Annotated in this window: 15 protein-coding genes and 1 pseudogene; 14 read left to right on the forward strand and 2 right to left on the reverse strand. The window is 65.4% G+C overall.

Annotated features, from left to right (window positions below):
- Nucleotides 1–75 precede the first annotated feature (75 nt).
- Nucleotides 76–2,781 (forward strand): TonB-dependent receptor, encoded by a 2,706-nt coding sequence (locus tag Q0D44_RS10550; protein ID WP_294136371.1) that lies wholly within the window; start codon nucleotides 76–78, stop codon nucleotides 2,779–2,781.
- 31 nt (nucleotides 2,782–2,812) lie between these two features.
- Here the strand turns inward: Q0D44_RS10550 and Q0D44_RS10555 are convergent, their stop codons facing one another.
- Together Q0D44_RS10555 and Q0D44_RS10560 are read right to left on the reverse strand one after the other, a co-directional pair.
- Nucleotides 2,813–3,874 carry an alpha/beta hydrolase gene (locus Q0D44_RS10555; protein WP_294136373.1) on the reverse strand — a complete coding sequence of 354 codons (1,062 nt, stop codon included), beginning with the start codon at nucleotides 3,872–3,874 and terminating at the stop codon, nucleotides 2,813–2,815.
- Between the two features lie 156 nt (nucleotides 3,875–4,030).
- On the reverse strand, nucleotides 4,031–4,672 hold the full coding sequence (locus Q0D44_RS10560) for a 2OG-Fe(II) oxygenase (RefSeq protein ID WP_294136503.1): 642 nt from the start codon (nucleotides 4,670–4,672) through the stop codon (nucleotides 4,031–4,033).
- A 169-nt stretch (nucleotides 4,673–4,841) separates the two neighbouring features.
- Between Q0D44_RS10560 and Q0D44_RS10565 the strand changes: the two genes are divergently transcribed.
- The 13 genes and pseudogenes from Q0D44_RS10565 to Q0D44_RS10625 all read left to right on the forward strand — a co-directional run bounded on the left by Q0D44_RS10565 (nucleotide 4,842) and on the right by Q0D44_RS10625 (nucleotide 17,062).
- The gene (locus Q0D44_RS10565; RefSeq protein ID WP_294136375.1) at nucleotides 4,842–5,651 is read left to right on the forward strand and encodes a type II secretion system protein N; all 810 of its coding nucleotides are present in this window, start codon (nucleotides 4,842–4,844) and stop codon (nucleotides 5,649–5,651) included.
- Nucleotides 5,648–7,843, forward strand: a complete 2,196-nt coding sequence (gspD, locus tag Q0D44_RS10570; RefSeq protein WP_294136378.1) for a type II secretion system secretin GspD — start codon at nucleotides 5,648–5,650, stop codon at nucleotides 7,841–7,843. The genes Q0D44_RS10565 and gspD overlap by 4 nt, the downstream gene beginning before the upstream one ends.
- Before the next feature lie 124 nt (nucleotides 7,844–7,967).
- Nucleotides 7,968–9,512 carry a type II secretion system ATPase GspE gene (gspE, locus tag Q0D44_RS10575; protein WP_294136381.1) on the forward strand — a complete coding sequence of 515 codons (1,545 nt, stop codon included), beginning with the start codon at nucleotides 7,968–7,970 and terminating at the stop codon, nucleotides 9,510–9,512.
- Complete coding sequence (gspF, locus tag Q0D44_RS10580; protein ID WP_294136383.1) at nucleotides 9,505–10,722, forward strand: type II secretion system inner membrane protein GspF; 1,218 nt, start codon at nucleotides 9,505–9,507, stop codon at nucleotides 10,720–10,722. Before gspE ends, gspF begins: the two co-directional genes overlap by 8 nt.
- A gap of 9 nt (nucleotides 10,723–10,731) precedes the next feature.
- Nucleotides 10,732–11,274, forward strand: coding sequence for a type II secretion system major pseudopilin GspG (gene gspG, locus Q0D44_RS10585; protein WP_217672182.1), 543 nt, complete (start codon nucleotides 10,732–10,734; stop codon nucleotides 11,272–11,274).
- A 109-nt stretch (nucleotides 11,275–11,383) separates the two neighbouring features.
- A pseudogene (locus tag Q0D44_RS10590) lies at nucleotides 11,384–11,812 on the forward strand (GspH/FimT family pseudopilin); the annotation flags it as partial.
- Between the two features lie 115 nt (nucleotides 11,813–11,927).
- On the forward strand, nucleotides 11,928–12,290 hold the full coding sequence (gspI, locus tag Q0D44_RS10595) for a type II secretion system minor pseudopilin GspI (protein WP_294136386.1): 363 nt from the start codon (nucleotides 11,928–11,930) through the stop codon (nucleotides 12,288–12,290).
- On the forward strand, nucleotides 12,290–13,033 hold the full coding sequence (gene gspJ / locus Q0D44_RS10600) for a type II secretion system minor pseudopilin GspJ (protein WP_294136504.1): 744 nt from the start codon (nucleotides 12,290–12,292) through the stop codon (nucleotides 13,031–13,033). Before gspI ends, gspJ begins: the two co-directional genes overlap by 1 nt.
- On the forward strand, nucleotides 13,026–14,015 hold the full coding sequence (gene gspK, locus Q0D44_RS10605; RefSeq protein ID WP_294136388.1) for a type II secretion system minor pseudopilin GspK: 990 nt from the start codon (nucleotides 13,026–13,028) through the stop codon (nucleotides 14,013–14,015). Before gspJ ends, gspK begins: the two co-directional genes overlap by 8 nt.
- A complete protein-coding gene (gene gspL / locus Q0D44_RS10610; protein WP_294136390.1) occupies nucleotides 14,012–15,130 on the forward strand; it encodes a type II secretion system protein GspL in 1,119 nt (372 codons plus the stop codon). Before gspK ends, gspL begins: the two co-directional genes overlap by 4 nt.
- Entirely contained in the window at nucleotides 15,127–15,612 is a 486-nt protein-coding gene (locus Q0D44_RS10615) for a type II secretion system protein M (protein WP_294136392.1), read from the forward strand. Before gspL ends, Q0D44_RS10615 begins: the two co-directional genes overlap by 4 nt.
- Nucleotides 15,609–16,331 (forward strand): type II secretion system protein N, encoded by a 723-nt coding sequence (locus tag Q0D44_RS10620; RefSeq protein ID WP_294136393.1) that lies wholly within the window; start codon nucleotides 15,609–15,611, stop codon nucleotides 16,329–16,331. The genes Q0D44_RS10615 and Q0D44_RS10620 overlap by 4 nt, the downstream gene beginning before the upstream one ends.
- Entirely contained in the window at nucleotides 16,325–17,062 is a 738-nt protein-coding gene (locus Q0D44_RS10625) for an A24 family peptidase (protein ID WP_294136505.1), read from the forward strand. The genes Q0D44_RS10620 and Q0D44_RS10625 overlap by 7 nt, the downstream gene beginning before the upstream one ends.
- The last annotated feature ends 33 nt before the right edge of the window (nucleotides 17,063–17,095 follow it).

Raw genomic sequence — 17,095 nt, forward strand, 5'->3', positions numbered from 1 at the left:
AACAGGGGCGGGGGAGCGTGCTGTCGCGCTTCCCCGCCTTCTTTGCACTGCAATTCCCAAAGGGGGACCCCTAGCATGTCGAAGCCGCTCAGCCTGGCGCGCCTGCTCCTGATTTCATCCGCCCTGGTCGCACCTGGTGCCATGGCGCAAACCGACCCGGCCGCCACGACCGGCGCGGACGCTGGCGGTGCCGTTACATCCGGCACGCCAACCGCCGCCGAACAGGCCGATTCCGATGCCGGCAATGTCGACGTGTCGATCCCCGGCGCGGACATCGTCGTCACCGGTCGCCGCACCACCAACGTGTCGCAGGCCGCCCCGCAGGTCGTGAACGTCCTGTCCGCCGCCGACATCAAACGCACGGGCGAGGGCGATATTGCCGGGTCGCTCCAGCGCGTCACCGGCCTGTCGGTCGTGTCCGGCGGCTATGTCTATGTCCGCGGCCTGGGCGATCGCTATTCGCTCGCGCTGCTCAACGGGTCGCCGCTGCCAAGCCCCGAACCCTTGAAGCGCGTTGTTCCGCTTGATCTGTTCCCGACCAGCGTGATCGCATCGACGCTGGTGCAAAAGACCTTCTCGGCCAACTTCCCCGGCGAATTTGGCGGCGGCGTCATCAATCTGACGACCAAGGCGATTCCCGCCGAAAGCTATCTGGAAATCGGCTTTGGCAGTTCGGCCAATACCGAAACGTCGGGGCAATTGGGCTATACCCATTATGGCTCCAAGTCCGACTGGACCGGTTTTGACGACAGTTCGCGCGACGTGCCGCCGCTGCTCAAGCAGGCGATCGGCAGCGGTGTTCCGTTCGCCAATATCGGCCGGACCGACCAGCAGGCGATTGCAATGCAGTTCCTGAACTCTGCCACTTCGGTCGTGCAGCGGACCAACAGCCTGCCGTTCAACTTCTCCGGCTCGATCAACGCGGGTACGGCGGTCGATGTCGGCAGCGATGGACGGCTGGGCGTGATCGCCACGGCATCCTACAGCAACAAGTGGCGCACCCGCGACAATCTGCAACAGGCATCGCTCGATGTCGGGGCAGGGGCTGGCAAAAGCTACCAGCAGGTCAGCACCGATAATGAGATCACGGTCAACGGCCTGCTGGGCGTCGGGCTGGAACTGGGCGACCAGAAGCTGCGCTGGACCAACCTCTACATCCGCGACACCACCAAGCGCAGCGCGCTGGCGGTGGGCCGCAATGACGGCACCATTCAGGATGCCGATTTCCTGCAGCAGAATACCGCCTGGTATGAGCGGCAGTTGATCGACACACAGCTGGTCGGGGAGTTCAAATTTTCCGATGCGTTGAGCCTCGACGTGCGTGGCGGCTTTGCCAATTCGCAGCGCGAAGCCCCTTATGAGCGCGAATTTGTCTATGTGCGCACCAATCGCGACCTGGCGACCGATCCGGTTGGCGACCGTTTCGTCAATGCGCTCAATCGCCAGCGCGGCGATGCGTCGGCCACGTTCAGCGACCTCAACGAAGATTTGTGGTTCGCCGGCGCCGACTGGAGCTATAAGATCGCGCCGGGCTTCTCGCTGACGGCGGGCTATGCCTTCAACGACACCAAGCGCCGTTCGTCGCGCTATGAGCTGCATTTCGATGCCGTCAACCTGCCGGTGCCGGTGCAGCAATTGCGCCCCGACTATCTGCTGTCGGACGCGACGATCCAGCTCTATGATATCGGCCTGCTCGAATTTTCGGGCAATTATCCGGTATACGACGCGGCGCTGCGCACCCATGCGGGCTATGCCCAGGTGCAGGCGGACCTGTTTGCGGGTCTTTCCGTCAATGCCGGCGTTCGCTACGAAAAGGGCGAAATGTCGGTGACGGGCGTCGATGTGTACAGCACCGGGCTGACCCCGTTCAACGAAATCCGCAAGGATTACTGGCTGCCAGCCGTGACCTTCACGCTCGAAGCGGCCAAGGGTCTGCAACTGCGCGCCAGCGGGTCCAAGACGATTGCCCGCCCGCAATTCCGCGAACTGATCGCCCAGCCCTATCTCGACACCGAATCCAACCGTTTCTTCCGCGGCAACCCGTTCCTTCAGGACAGCCAGTTGTGGAATGCGGACATCCGGGCGGAATGGTATATGGGCAAGGACGAGCGGATCACGGCAGCGGCCTTCTACAAGAAGATCGAAAATCCGATCGAGACCTACACGACCATCACCGACACCTATAATGTCACGACCAGCTTCGCCAATGCGCCCGAAGCGACGCTGTACGGCGCGGAAGTGGAAGTGCAGAAATATGTGCCGCTGGACGGGTTTTCGGACTCGAACTTTTTCGTTAGCCGCCGGATCGCGCTGATCGGCAACTATACCTACACCCAGTCGAAGCTGAAGGTCGGGGCAGGTGACACAACCATCCCCTATACCTACACCACTGGCGAGCCACCGGCGGCGTCCGACTTCTTCCTCAATGGCGTGCCGCTGACGGGGCAGTCGGACCATCTGGTCAACCTGCAACTGGGTCTGGAAGATACCGACACTTTGTCACAGCAGACATTGTTGCTGACCTATGCCAGCGACCGCGTCACCAGCCGTGGCCCGAACCTGCAGCCCGACATCAAGGAACGGCCGGGCGTACAGCTCGACTTCGTTGCGCGGCAGGCGGTCAAGCTGCCCGGCGGCATCAACAGCGAAGTCAAGTTCGAGGCGCGCAACATATTGGGCCGCAAGTTCCAGGAGTTCCAGGAACAGGACGGCAACCGCGTCTATTATAACCGCTACAAGGTCGGCACGACCATCGCCGCGTCGATGACGGTGGCCTTCTGATATCAACGGGGCCGCGTTCGCGCGGCCCCGTTTAATTTGGGATAGCCAGACCGCGCTTCAGCGCGTTCAGTCGGGCAGTTTTGAAACTCTGCGCTAAGCCTGTGTCTGGCGCGATCATCTCGAAACCGTGAAAAGCGCCTGGCACGACCAGCAATTCACACAGATTGCCGCTGTCGATCAGGCGACGGGCATAATCCATATCTTCCTGCACAAACAGGTCGATAGACCCTACGCCGATCCAGCAGGGTGGTAAGTTGGACAGGTCGGACATACGCGCCGGCACGCCGCCGCCAGGGGCAGTGGCCCCGCCAGGTGCCCGACCCAGGAAGGACTGCCAGCCAAATTTATTCGATGCGGCGGTCCAGACCAGGGTTCCCACATGCGCGGGCACCTGCCGCGACGTGCCGGTGCGATCGTCCAGCATGGGGTAGGTCAGGCATTGGAAGGCCAGCGGAACCTCCCCCCTGTCTCTGGCCGTCAGCGCGAGTAACGCGGCATGTCCGCCACCAGCGCTTTCCCCCATCACGGCAATGCGTCGGGGGTCGGCACCCAGTGCGGCACTATTGCGGCTCAACCACAGAAGCGCGGCATAATTGTCATCGATCGACCCGTCGTAACGGGTTTCGGGGGCCAGACGATAATCGACCGAGACGATGACGGCATCAAGCGCCTGAGCGATTGCCTGAAGATTGATAAGGTCGCCACTGGGGGAGCCGGTGATAAAGCCGCCACCATGGGTATGGAGAATGGCCGGTCGCGACGTTCCGGGCCGGGCATTGACGACATAGATGGCGACATCCGGGGCTTTCCCAAGCCCTGCTATCGATTTTTTGGCGTAAGGCACGTCCGGCAATGGCGCGCGTGTATCCCATTGGCGGTTGCGCATGGAAGGGAGCGTTTCCGACGAGACGGGCGGAAACATCTTCGCTTCGGCCTGCATCCGCAGCGCGGCAGGGCGCAGTTCAGGATTGACGTACCAGAGGGCAGAATCTGTCCCCATTGCCGATGCCTGCGCGATCGTCCTGCCGGATGCGGCCATGACGATCGACGCCAGACCCGCCAATGTCAGTTCGCGACGGGTGATTTGCGACATAGCGATCCCTACTGATTCTATCTCAGCGGAACCGCATTCACCATTATGCTTCCTGCTGTCTGGACAGGGGTAATGGTCGGGCGTTGCGAGTCAAATAGCGAATGATGCGCGACATATAATGCCAGGCTATGGATTGTTTGCCGTGCCTTGAAGATATTATCCCCATGGCCTTTCGCGATACCATTTGGTGATGACATGCTTCACCCCGGCGCGGACCTTCATGCCGTGGTGGAGGCTCGCGGGGTTGGGCTGACCCGGCGCGATCCGGTTGTTCCACGCGAGCAGCTTGCCGGTTTCCGGCTGGACGGTCTTGCCGATCTGGGGAAAGCGGGTTGCGCCGCCTGCCTTTGGCGCGTCCAGATAGACCATCAGCGTCCAGGTGCGGTTGCCCGCGACCGCGCAATATTTCGCATAGTCCGCGCCCTTGGGGTCGAAATAGTCGGTATGGGCCTTGAACTCCTGCCCCACATCATAGCGCTGGCCCTGGATCGGTTCGCCATAAGCGGGGTCGATCCCGGCAAAGGCGGCGAGCTTGGCGTCGATCATGGCGACGAACGGGTCGGCATGATCGAGGTCGCAGGTTTCGCTGGTGCGAAAATAGCCATCGCCATTGGCGTCCGCGATGGTGGAGGGACGGCGATCCGCCTTGATGCGCTCGATCAGCGCGGCACATTCGTCCGCGACAAGGAAATCGCGCCGGATGAACAGGCTGAGGTCACGGCTGGGGACACGCTGGACGCGGGGATGGCTGGCGATCCAGACCGGGTCGGCATCTGCGGCGGCGGGATGATCGGGCATGACACTCATAAACAAGGCCTGAGAGGGCGATTCTGCTACTGGCCAGGCCCGGAAATGCAAGCGCCATGACGGCGGAATTTCGCCTGTCACAAATCAGTCACATCACTGTCATCCAGCCGTAAGAGGAAGTGCTTAGCAGCGGCCCATCACAAAGGGGCAAGCAAGGCAGATGCGGGTGGCGATCGCCAACAGGTTGCGGGGTCGGTCGATTGACGGGCTGGCGCTGCTGGAAAAGGGGCTGATCGCCCTGCTGGCGCTGCAACTGGTGCGGCTGGCCTGGGTGGTCGTGACGCCGGTGGGCAGTTTCGGTCCATGGGAAGGGCGGCAGGCGCAATTGCTGACCCCGGCCGCACGGCAGGCTTTGTTCGCCAGCTTCGATCCCTTCTTTCGCACCGGCGCGCCACAGACGGCGGGCAATGGCGTCGTCACATCGCTGGCGCTGACCCTCTATGGCATCCGGTTGAACGAAGGTTCCGGGCTGGGATCTGCAATCATCGCTGCGCCCGACGGGGTGCAGAGCAGTTTTGCCGTGGGGGATGAAATCCTGCCCGGCGTGGTGCTGAAATCGGTGGCGTTCGATCATGTGACGATCGACCGGGGCGGGGCCGAAGAGCAGATATTCCTCGACCAGTCGACGCCAGCGCCCACGGCTGCCCCGGAAGGCGGCGAAACACAGGCACCGCCGCCCGTATCGCCGCCGCCATCGGCTGGCCCGACCGCCGACAGCCTGAAACGCGACATTGGTTTTGCGCCCCGGATGCAGAATGGCCGGGTGACCGGGCTGGCGGTCAGCGCTAAGGGACCGGGCTTTGCCAGTGCCGGTTTCCGGCCCGGCGACATTATCAGCCAGATTAACGGCCAGCCGGTGGGCGACCTCCAGTCCGTACAAAATCAGATCGCGCCCGGCGCGCGCCTGTCCCTGACCGTGGAGCGCGGCGCGGCCGTCGCTTCGGTGAACCTTATAGTGCAAGGCCAATGACCAGATATTTCCTCCCCCTTTCCGCCGCGCTTGCGCTGGTTCTGGCCGCGCCGGGCATGGCGCAGCAGACGCTGAACGTCCGCGACGCCGATATTCGCGCCTTCATTCAGGATGCCGCGCGGGTGACGGGGCGCACCTTCATCATCGACAATCGGGTGCAGGGGAAAGTGTCGGTCGTGACCGACCGGCCCTTGTCGCGGTCTGAATATTTCGAGATCGTTTTGTCCACGCTGCGCGCCAATGGCCTCGTCGCCGTGCCAGCGCCCGGCGGCGCCTATCGCATCCAGCCCGCCGATGGCGCAGCCGGGCAGCCCAGCAGCGTGGGCCGCGCGGCCAATCGCAACAGTTTCGTGACCGAAGTATTCCGCCTGCGCTCCATCGATGCCGCAAGCGCGCTGGAAACGCTGCGCCCGCTGGTCAGCAAGGACGGGTCGGTGACCGCCAATCGCGCCGGCAATAGCGTGGTCGTGGCCGACTATGCCGACAATATCGCCCGCATCCGGCAGGTGATCGCACGGGTCGATCGCGATGTGTCGTCGACGCAGATGGTCATGCTGAAAAATGCCGGTGCGCGGGAGATTGCGACATCGCTTCAGGCGCTGGTGGTAAGCAGCGGCGGGGGCGAGAATGCTTCGCCGTCGGCAGCGACCGTGGTGCCGATCGACAGCAGCAATGCCGTCGCGATCCGTGGGGACGCCAACACTGTCGCGCGCCTTGTCGCGATGGCGCGGCAACTGGACCAGCAGGCCGCCAGTGGCACCGAAATCCGGGTCTATTGGCTGGAACATGCGGACGCGGAAAAATTGCTGCCGGTGTTGCAGCAGCTGGTCGGGCAATCGACCAGCCAGCCGGTCACTGCCTCCACCCCGGCGGCGGGCGGCGCGGCCCCCGCGAGCGCGGCGGCGCCTCCGGTTGCGGCGGCATCCTCCTCGTCCAGTGGCAGCGGCATTTCGACGCGCGGCCCGGCGATCGTGACCCGCTATGAGGGCGCGAACGCGATCATCGTTGCCGCCAATAGCGACGTGCAGCGGATGCTGGGCGAAACCATCCGCCAGATCGACACGCGGCGCGAACAGGTGCTGGTCGAGGCGATCATTGTCGAAATCAGCGATGCAGCGGCCAAAAAGCTGGGCGTGCAATTCCTGATCGGCAGCACATCGACCGGCTTTGCCGCGACCAATTACAGCAACGCTTCGCCCAATCTGCTGACGCTGGCGGGTGCCTATGGCGCGACGCAGCTCGGCACCACCACGACAACCGTGGTCGCCCCTGATGGCACGCGCACCACAACCGAAGTGCAAAATAGCGGCGATCTCGCCAGCACGCTCCAGCAATCGGCGATCAACAGCCTGACCAGCGCTACCGGGGCGATTGCAGGCCTTGGCGGCAGCATCGGCAAGAACGGGATTTTCGGCGCGATCATCAATGCGGTGAAGTCCGATACGGAAAGCAATCTTCTCTCCACCCCCTCGGTGATGACGCTGGACAATCAGAAGGCGTCGATCCTGGTCGGGCAACAGGTGCCGGTGACCACGGGCGAGGCGCTCTCCCAGAATTTCGACAACCAGTTCCGCACCGTCCAGCGACAGGATGTCGGCATCAAGCTGGAGGTGAAGCCCCAGATCAACACCGGCGGCGCGATCAAGCTGTTCCTGCGGCAGGAAGTGTCGAGCGTGGCCGGACCGGTCAGCAACTCCAGCAGCGACCTCATCATCAACAAGCGCGAGATCGAAACGACGGTCACGGTCGATGATGGCGAGATACTGGCGCTGGGCGGACTGCTGGACGATAATGAGCGCAAGACGATTGAGCGCATCCCGTTGCTCAGCGACATTCCGGGCCTTGGCGAACTGTTCAAGTCACGCAGCCGCAGCCGGACCAAGACCAATTTGATGGTGTTCATCCGTCCGACCATCCTCCGCTCGAAGGAGGATGCGCAGAAGCTGACCCAGCAGCGCTACGGCTATGTCCGCAACATGCAGTTGCAGCGCAATCCCGACATGGAGCCGACGATCGACGAGCTGGTCCGCGACTATATGGGCGCAACCCCGCCGGTCGCCGCCCAGCCGGGCGATGCGGTGGTGCAGCCTGATGTGCCGCCCAACGCGCCACAGGTGATAGAACCGACCGTGCGCCAGTCGAGCGGCGTGGTGCGGCCGGTCGAAATAGCGCCGAGCGGAGAACGCAAGTGATGCACCCTCCTTTCCTCCCGTTCGGGCTGAGCTTGTCGAAGCCCTCGCCTGAGCGGAGCGAAGGCATTGCTTCACTTCGTTCAGCAGGAGGCTTCGACTTCGCTCAGCCAGAACGGAGTTTTGTATGAGCGAACACACATCCGCGTCCGCAGATGTTTCGGCGGCTCCATCTCCACGCGCCATCGACATCCCCTACAGCTTCGCGCGCAAGCATGGCGTCGTGCTGCTGCCGCAGGAGGGCGAGCGCCTGGCCATCGCGGTGCGTGAAGGCAGCGATCCGCGCATCCTGCTCGAAGTCCGCCGCCATCTCGCGCGCAGTTTCGATGTCAGCTTTGTCGATCCGGCCGATTTCGACCGGCATCTGTCCAACCATTATGCGATGGATGGCAGCGCGGCGGCCATGGCCGGGTCGATCGACATGGGCGCGGACGAGCTGGACATGTTGGCGGCCGATATCCCGACCGCCGACGATCTGCTAGACAGCGCCGATGACGCGCCTGCGATCCGGCTGATCAACGGCATCATCGCCGAAGCCGCCCGGCAGGGTGTGTCGGACATTCATATCGAACCCTATGAAACGGGCCTGGTCGTCCGGATGCGGATCGACGGGGTGCTGCGCGAAACGCTGCGGATGCCGCCCCATGTCGCGCCGGTGGTGGTCAGCCGCGTCAAGGTGATGGCGCGGCTCGACATTGCCGAACGACGGGTGCCGCAGGACGGGCGGATCGGCCTGACGCTGGGCGGCAAATTGCTCGACGTGCGCGTATCGACCCTGCCGAGCCGGGCAGGCGAGCGGGTGGTGCTGCGTATCCTGGACAAGGAAAATGCCGGGATCACGCTCGACCTGCTGGGCATGAACGGGGTGCCGGACCGGATTTTCCGCGAGGGGTTGAGCGAACCCAATGGCATCATCCTGGTCACCGGGCCGACCGGTTCGGGCAAGACGACGACGCTCTATGCCGGTTTGCGGCAGTTGAACGATGGCAGCCGCAATATCCTGACCGTCGAGGACCCGGTCGAATATGCGATGGAGGGCGTGGGCCAGACGCAGGTGAATGCCAAGGTCGGGCTGACCTTCGCCGCCGGGCTGCGCGCGATCCTGCGGCAGGACCCCGACGTCGTGATGGTCGGCGAAATTCGCGATCGCGAGACGGCGGAGATTGCGGTGCAGGCATCGCTGACCGGGCATCTGGTGCTGTCCACGGTTCACACCAATGACGCAGTTGGCGCGATCACGCGGATGCGCGACATGCGGGTCGAACCCTTCCTGCTCGCCTCCACCCTGCGCGCCGTCATCGCCCAGCGGCTGGTGCGGCGGCTGTGCCAGCATTGCCGCGAACCAGTGCAGGCGGACAAGTCGGCAAGCGCTTTGCTGGGTTTCGATCCCGGCACTATCATCTATCGCGCCAAGGGTTGCGGCGAATGTGGCGGCACCGGCTACAAGGGGCGGATCGGCGTGTTCGAGGCGATCCGGGTCGACGACACGATCCGCCGTCTCATCAACGACGGCGGCGATGAATCGCTGATCGCGCGGCACGCTTTCCTCAACGCCCCCAATCTGGGATCGGCGGCGCGGGCGCTGGTGCGCGACGGGCAGACGACGGCGGAAGAAGCGATCCGCGTGTCGCGGCGCGACAGCGTCGAGGCGGAAACCATCGTCGATGGCTGAGTTTGACTATGTCGCGATCGACCCGGCGGGCAAGGAACGGAAAGGCGCGCTGAAGGCCGAAACGCTGGAGGATGCGCGGGCGAAGCTCGACGCGCGCAAGCTGTTCATTGTCGAACTCAGCGCCGGCGCGGTCGAGGTGGCGCGCAAGCGGACAGGCCTGTCGCTGCGCACGCCGCGCCTCAGCCCCAAGGAACTGACCCTGTTCACCCGCCAGCTGGCGACGCTGACCCAGGTCAGCCCGCTGGAGGAATCGCTGCGCACCATCGGGCGGCAGAGCGAGCAGGACCATGTCCGGCTCATTGTCGGCAAGGTGCATGGCGGCGTGATGGAAGGGCGGCGACTGGCCGATGCGCTGGGCGTGGAGCCGAAAAGTTTTCCGCCACTCTATCGCGCGATGATCTCCGCTGGCGAAAGTTCGGGCAGCCTGCCCGCGATCATGGAGCGCCTGTCCGACCTGATGGAGCGGCAGGCGCTGATGCGGTCCAAGGTGCTGACCGCGATTGCCTATCCGTCGGTGCTGGCCAGTTTCGCGGTGCTGGTGGTCGCGGCGCTGATGATCTTCGTCGTGCCCAAGGTGGTCGAGCAATTCGACACGGTCGGGCAGGAATTGCCGCTGCTGACCCGGATGGTGATGGGACTGTCGGCTTTTCTGGCGGGCTGGTGGTGGCTGCTGTTGATCCTGATCATACTGGCTGGCGTCGGCTTCTGGCGGGCGATGAAGAATGAGCGCTTCCATTATCGCTTCGACGCGATGCTGCTGGGTCTGCCGGTGCTGGGCAAGCTGATCCGTGATCTGCACGCCGCGCGGATGGCGCGGACGCTCTCGACCATGGTGGCAAGCCGCCTGCCCTTGCTGGAGGGGCTGACGCTGACCGCCAACACGGTGCACAACCGGGTGCTGCGGCGCGCGTCGGATGACATTGTCGAGGCTATTCGTGGCGGCGGCAGCCTGTCGGCGGCGCTCCGGCGGTCCGGAGTTTTTCCGCCCTTGCTGGTCTATCTGGCAGCGAGCGGCGAAAGCGCCGGGCGGCTCGACACGATGCTGGAGCGGGCAGCGGAATATCTGGAACGCGAATTCGACGCCTTCACCTCCACCGCGCTCGCCATGCTCGAACCGATCATCATCATTATGATGGGCGCGATCGTCGCCGTCATCATCCTGTCCATCCTGCTGCCGATCTTGCAGCTGCAAAGCCTGACCGGGGCTTAGGAGTTGAATATGGTTACACTAAAATCCGTTCGGGCTGAGCTTGTCGAAGCCCTGCCTTTCTTCAGAAGAAAAGAACAGTCCTTCGACAGGCTCAGGACGAACGGGGAAGAGGGATTTGGGTCCGTCAGGCGTTCCGCCGAACATGGCTTCACCCTCGTGGAGCTGATGGTCGTCATCGTCATCATCGGCCTGTTGGCGACGATCGTGGCGATCAACGTCATCCCGGCCACCGACACCGCGCGGGTAGAGAAGGCGAAGGCGGATATCGCGACGATCGAACAGGCGCTGGAGCAGTATCGGCTCGACAATCTGACCTATCCGGCTGGGTCGGACGGGTTGCAGGCGCTGCTCAATCCACCCGCATCACTGGCGCAGCCGCAGCGTTACCGGCGTGGCGGCTATATCAAGAAGCTGCCCGACGATCCGTGGGGCCGCGCCTATGTCTATACCGTGCCGGGGCGCAAGGGCGCGTTCGACATCAGTTCGCTGGGTGCGGATGGCCAGCCCGGCGGCGAGAGTGAAAATGCGGATATCTATTCCAGCGAACTGTAACCCCCGTGAGCCGTTCTCTGGCGAAAACCGGAGTCTAGGGTTCCGCGCTCAGCGTCCGCAAACCTGGGTCCCCGCCTTCGCGGGGACGCGCTCAAGTGCCAATGAGCGCGGCTTCACGCTGGTTGAGCTGATGGTCGTCCTGACGATCATCGGTTTCATTTCGGCTGCCGTGGTGCTGGCCATCCCCGATCCGCGCGGGCGCGTGATCGAGGATGCCGACCGCTTCGCCGCGCGCGTTGCCGCCGCGCGCGACGAAGCGGTCGTTACCGCCGCCCCGATGGGGCTGTGGGTGTCAGCCTCCGGCTATGGCTTTCAGCGCCGCGATGGCGGGCAATGGGTGGCGTTGGAGGACAAGCCCTTCGTCACCGCCAACTGGAAAGGCGGCACCCGCGCGCTGGTCGGCAAGGATGGGCGGCAGCAGATTGCGTTCGACGGCACCGGCCTGCCGACCGACCCGCTGACCGTGACGCTGGCGCGCGAGGGCGAGCGGGTGTCGGTAACGGTTGACATGGCGGGGAAGGTCATGGTCGGTGGGTAGAGGCCGTCTCCAACGTGTCCCCGCGCAGGCGGGAACCCAGTCCCGCGACCTGAACTGGGTCCCCGCCTGCGCGGGGACACGCTCAAGTGCCAATGAGCGCGGCTTCACGCCTTTGATGCGTTCCGCCCAACAGGGCTTCACTCTTTTGGAAATGCTGGTCGCGCTGGCGGTGTTCAGTCTGGCGGCGCTGGCGCTGGTGCGGTTGCAGGGGGTGACGCTGCGCACGGCGGCTGATCTGGACAGCAAGGCGCTGGGCCAGATCGTCGCGCGCAATCTGATGGTCGATGTGCAGAGCAACCCCGTGCCGCCTTCGGTTGGCGAGGAAGCGGGCGAGGTCGAGAATGGCGGGCGGCGCTGGCACTGGAGCCGGACTGTCAAGCCTACCGACGACCAGCGGCTGTTGCAGGTCGACCTGACTGTCGATGGCCAGCCGGGCGCGTCGTCGGTGGTGCTGAGCTTTGTGCGGGTGGTGGAGTGATGGTGGCGCGCCTCAACCGACATCCGTTCGTTTCGAGCGTGTCGAGAAACGTCTGGCACAGTGCTGGCCGTTTCTCGACTTCGCTCGAAACGAACGGATATGGGGGTGATAAGACCAAGGGTGACGATGGATTCACGCTGATCGAACTGCTCGTCGCCCTGATGATCTTTGCGATGCTGGCCAGCGCCGGTGTTCTCCTGCTGGGCAACAGCGTGTCGGCGCAGGCGCAGGTCAAGGCGCGGCTGGACGATATGGCGGCGGTGCAGCGGGCGGGCGGGGCGCTGGCGGGCGATCTGGGACAGGCGGTGCCGCGCATCACCCGTACCGAGAGCGGCACGCTGGCACCGGCCTTTTGGGCGCACCACGAAAGCGAGGATCAGCCGGTGATGCAATTTGTGCGCGGCGGCTGGGACAATCTGGGCGACCTGCCCCGGCCATCGCTGCAAAAGGTGGAATATTGGGTGCGGCAGGGACGGCTGGAGCGGCGGACCTATGCGCAGCTGGATGGCGCGGCGGGGGATGAGCCTGCGGCGTTGCTGGAGGATGTCGAGGCGGTCGCGCTGAAATTCCGCGATGCGGCGGGCAAATGGCGCGACGACTGGACCCCGACCCAGCCTGACCTGCTGCCCCGTGCGGTGGAGATGACGCTCACCCGCACTGGCGAGCCGCCCGTGACTTTGCGCTTTCTGGTTGCGCCCGGCCCGGTCGAAAAGCCGATCATCGAAGGCGCCCCCGGTGTCTGATTCGCGCAAACCCAATGAACGGGGCGCGGCGCTGCTGACCGTGCTGCTGCTGGTGGCGGTGATGGCTGTAGTCGCCGCGACCGCGCTGGAGCGGGTGGCGCTGGCCACGCGGATGACCGGCAATGGTGGCGCGATCGATCAGGCGCGCGCCTATGCCGATGCCGCCACGGCGGTCGCGCGCTTGCGGATCGGCGATCTGGTCGCGGCCAATCCGGCGAAGATCACGCTGGCCGGCGGCTGGCTGGGCGCGCCGCAGAGCATTCCGGTGCCGGGCGGCACCGCGACGGCGCGGGTCACCGATGGCGGCAATTGCTTCAACCTCAACAGCGTGGCGAGTGGCGAGAGCGAGGCGAGCCTGAAAGTGCGGCCTATCGGCGTATCGCAATTTCAGGGGCTGTTGGTGGCGCTGGGTGTCGATGCGCGGCAGGCGCAGGGCGCGGCGGCGGGGCTGGCCGACTGGATCGACAGCGATGGCGATCCGCAGCCGGGCGGGGCGGAGGATGCGGTTTACGGGCAGACGCAGCGGCCCTATCGCGCCGCCAATCGCCTGATGATCGACGCCAGCGAATTGCGTGCGGTGAACGGGATCACACCTGCCGTCTATGCGACGGTGCGGCCCTGGGTCTGCGCGCTGCCGGTCACGGATTTGTCGCCGATCAACATCAATACGCTGCTGCCCGAACAGGCGCCGCTCTTCGCGATGCTGCTGCCGGGGCAATTGAGCGTCGCGCAGGCGCGGCAATTGCTGGCGCAGCGGCCCGTGGATGGCTACGGCAGCACGGTGCAATTCTGGGCCTTGCCCTCGCTCGCCGGCCTGTCGCCGATGACCGAGGTGGCCGAGCAGGTCAAATTGACGACGGGGTTTTTCGGAGTGGACGTGGCAGTGACTGTCGGGGGAACGCAGCTGATGGAGCGGTCGCTGATCGACGCGCGGGAAAGCCCGGCGACGGTGGTGCGGCGCAGCTGGGGCGCAGGGGCATGAGCGCGCGCGACGCCCTGATCGTCTTTCTGCCCGAAGTGGCGGATGCGCCGCCGCACTGGATGCGGGTGGTCGATGGCGCGCTGGTGCAGTCGGGCGAGGGCGCGAACTGGCTGGCGGCGTGTGGTATAGCGGCTTTGCCTGAAGAGGCGCGGGTGTTGCTGGTGCCGCCTGCGGCTCTGGTGGCGTTGCACTGGACGCTGCATCCCGACTTGCCGGTGCGGCAGGCGCGGGCGGCAGCGCGGCTGGCGGCGCTGGCGGAGGCAATCCTGCCTGCCGATCAGCTGTTTGCGGTGACCGATGCGCAGGATGACCCGGCCCGCCCCCATGTCGTGGCACTGGCGGCGCGCGGCGACATGCAGCATTGGCTGCTCTGGGCGCAGCATCATGGGCTGGACCCCGACATGATCGTGCCAGCGCCTTTGTTGCTGCCGGAGCCGGAGACTGGTTTTACGTGCGGCGTCATTGGTGGCGTGACGGTGCTCCGGGGCGCGGACATGGCGCTGACCGGGGACATGGCCTTGCCCACGCTGATCGGCGACGCGCCGGTTGTCGATGTGCCGCCAGGCGTGATCGAGGGACGGGCGATCGCCGCGCTGGACGCCCCGCCCATCGACCTGCGGCAGGGGGATTTTGCCAAGCGGGTGCGGCGGCAGGTCGATCAGCGTGCGCTGAAACGGGTGGCGTTGTGGAGCGGGCTGATCCTGCTAACCGCGCTGCTGATTGCGCTGGTCGGCATCGTCAAAAGCTATCGTGAGGCCAGTCGGCTTGACGCGGAGAGCCTGGCGCTGGCGCAGCAGGTTGTGCCCGGCGCAAGCGATGCGCGCCAAGCGCTTGGCGCGATGGAGCAGCAGCTTGCCGCGCGGGGTGCTGGCGGTCGGGCCTTTACCGCGCCGGTCGCGGCGCTGATGGCAGCGATGCAGGATGCGCCCGGCGTGGCGCTGACCAGCCTGTCGCGCGACCCGGACGGAATGCTGCGCGCGACGCTGGCGGCAGCGAAGGCGGATGACATCAACATCGTGCTGCTCGAGCTTCAGGCGGCGGGCTTCACGATCACGGCGACACCCGCGCAGGAGCCGGGCGGGCGGACGCTGGCAGAGATTACGGTGCGGTCATGATGGAACGGATGCAGGCACTCTGGGCGGAACGATCGCCCCGCGAGCAGGTGATGCTGGGTGTGATGTTCGCCCTGCTGGCAGGCGTGATCCTCTGGTTCGGGGTGGCGATGCCGCTCGACCGGGCGCAGCGGTCGGCACGCGATACGTTGCTGGAGGCGACGGATCGCAACGCGGCGGTGCGCGCGGCGGTGCGGCAGTTGAAAGCGCTGCCCCGTGCGGTGGAAGGCGGCCCGTCCGCGCCGCTCGACCAGCTGGTTGGGCAGGGCGCGGGTGAAGCCGGGCTGACGCTGGAACGGGTGCAGGCGCAGGGACCGGACCGGATGGAGATCGCCATCGCCTCGATCCGGCCGGTCGCGCTTTTCTCCTGGATTGCCACGCTGGAGGCGCAGGGGGTGCGGGTCGATACGATGAGTGCGCGGCCTGCGCCGACCGCTGGCAGCCTGTCGGTGCAGGCGGTGCTGGTGCGGGGAGCGGGGCAATGATGGGCCTTATCCTCTCGCGCCGGATGCGAATTACGTTGCTGGTGATCGTGCTGCTCGGCCTGCTCCTCTTTTTGCCGATGCGGGTCGCGTTGGGGCTGGCTGGGCTGGAGCGGCTGGGCGTGGCCGCGCGGGACGTGCGTGGCACGGTGTGGAGCGGGCGGATCGACCAGCTGATGTTGGGCGATATGCCGATGGGCAGCGTCCGCGCGGGCCTCTCCCCGCTTGCGTTGCTGACAGGCCGGGCGCGGTTCGACATTGCCCGGACCAAGGGGCTGGCCGACGACATATCCGGCGCGCTGACCGTCGGGTTCGGGCGGATCGGGGTGGATGATGTGAGCGGCGCGGTGCCATTAGGCCGCACCTTCGCGCCGCTGCCGATCGCCAGCCTCCAGTTGGAGGATGTGTCCGCCTATTTTACCGGCGACCGGTGCGGTCATGCCGAAGGACGAGTGCGGGCGCGGATGGCCGGGCAGTTTCCGGGGCTGAACCTGTCGCAGGGCTTTTCGGGCGCTATCGCCTGCGATGGCGACGCCCTGTCGCTGCCGCTCGCCAGCCAATCGGGCATGGAAACGATCGCGCTGCGCATCTGGCGGTCGGGCCGTTATAGCGCCACGATGCGGGTCGAAACCGCCGATCCCACGCTGGCGGCATCGCTGGGGCAGGCGGGCTTTGCGACCGTGGGCAATGCGCAGGTGCTGAAGGTCGAAGGCACATTGTGATCTTGGCGACGCTGCTGGGCGGGGTGGTCGGCGCGATTTTCGGCAGTTTCCTCGCCACCCTGATCCTGCGCTGGCCGCAGGGGCGGGGGGTGGCGCGGGGTCGGTCGGCCTGCGATGGCTGTGGCCGGACGCTGACGCCGCTTGATCTGATCCCGTTGCTCAGCGCCCTCTTGCAACATGGCCGTTGCCGGACGTGCGGCGCGGCGATCGATCCGCTGCATGGGCGGGTGGAACTGAGCTGCGCGATCATCGGCGCGCTGGCGATCGGCGCGATGCCGGATCTGGGCGGGATTGGCTGGGCCTTGCTCGGCTGGCTGCTGCTGACGCTGGCGGTGCTGGACTGGCGGCATTATTGGCTGCCCGATGCACTGACGCTGCCGCTTGCCTTTATGGGGCTGACGCTGGGCCTGTGGGCGACCGATGTGGAGCTGATCGACCGGATCATCGGCGGGGCGCTGGGCTATGGCAGTCTGCTGGCGATTGCGCTGGCCTATCGCGCGGTGCGGGGGCGTGAGGGGCTGGGGCTGGGCGACGCGAAGTTGCTGGGCGCGCTCGGCACCTGGTTTGGCTGGCAGGCCTTGCCCTTCATCCTGCTGATCGCGGCGATGGCGGGGCTTTGCGTCATGCTGGTGACGGGCCGGGCAAAAGAAGCGACGGCGCGGGTGCCGCTCGGCACGTTTCTGGCGCTGGCGGCGGTGCCGGGCTGGTATTGCGTTCGCTTCCTATACTGACGACTGGCGCAAAGGAACGATAGAACATATAGT

The sequence above is a fragment of the Sphingobium sp. genome (assembly GCA_023266575.1).
GTDB lineage: Bacteria > Pseudomonadota > Alphaproteobacteria > Sphingomonadales > Sphingomonadaceae > Sphingobium.

Excerpts from the sequence above, each read along its gene's own strand:
- Q0D44_RS10550 (WP_294136371.1), top strand. The coding sequence starts at position 76 with ATGTCGAAGCCGCTCAGCCTGGCGCGCCTGCTCCTGATTTCATCCGCC.
- Q0D44_RS10555 (WP_294136373.1), bottom strand. The coding sequence starts at position 3,874 with ATGTCGCAAATCACCCGTCGCGAACTGACATTGGCGGGTCTGGCGTCG.
- Q0D44_RS10620 (WP_294136393.1), top strand. The coding sequence starts at position 15,609 with ATGATGGGCCTTATCCTCTCGCGCCGGATGCGAATTACGTTGCTGGTG.
- gspF (WP_294136383.1), top strand. The coding sequence starts at position 9,505 with ATGGCTGAGTTTGACTATGTCGCGATCGACCCGGCGGGCAAGGAACGG.
- Q0D44_RS10615 (WP_294136392.1), top strand. The coding sequence starts at position 15,127 with ATGATGGAACGGATGCAGGCACTCTGGGCGGAACGATCGCCCCGCGAG.
- Q0D44_RS10565 (WP_294136375.1), top strand. The coding sequence starts at position 4,842 with ATGCGGGTGGCGATCGCCAACAGGTTGCGGGGTCGGTCGATTGACGGG.
- gspD (WP_294136378.1), top strand. The coding sequence starts at position 5,648 with ATGACCAGATATTTCCTCCCCCTTTCCGCCGCGCTTGCGCTGGTTCTG.
- gspJ (WP_294136504.1), top strand. The coding sequence starts at position 12,290 with ATGGTGGCGCGCCTCAACCGACATCCGTTCGTTTCGAGCGTGTCGAGA.
- gspL (WP_294136390.1), top strand. The coding sequence starts at position 14,012 with ATGAGCGCGCGCGACGCCCTGATCGTCTTTCTGCCCGAAGTGGCGGAT.
- gspI (WP_294136386.1), top strand. The coding sequence starts at position 11,928 with ATGCGTTCCGCCCAACAGGGCTTCACTCTTTTGGAAATGCTGGTCGCG.
- Q0D44_RS10560 (WP_294136503.1), bottom strand. The coding sequence starts at position 4,672 with ATGCCCGATCATCCCGCCGCCGCAGATGCCGACCCGGTCTGGATCGCC.
- gspE (WP_294136381.1), top strand. The coding sequence starts at position 7,968 with ATGAGCGAACACACATCCGCGTCCGCAGATGTTTCGGCGGCTCCATCT.
- gspG (WP_217672182.1), top strand. The coding sequence starts at position 10,732 with ATGGTTACACTAAAATCCGTTCGGGCTGAGCTTGTCGAAGCCCTGCCT.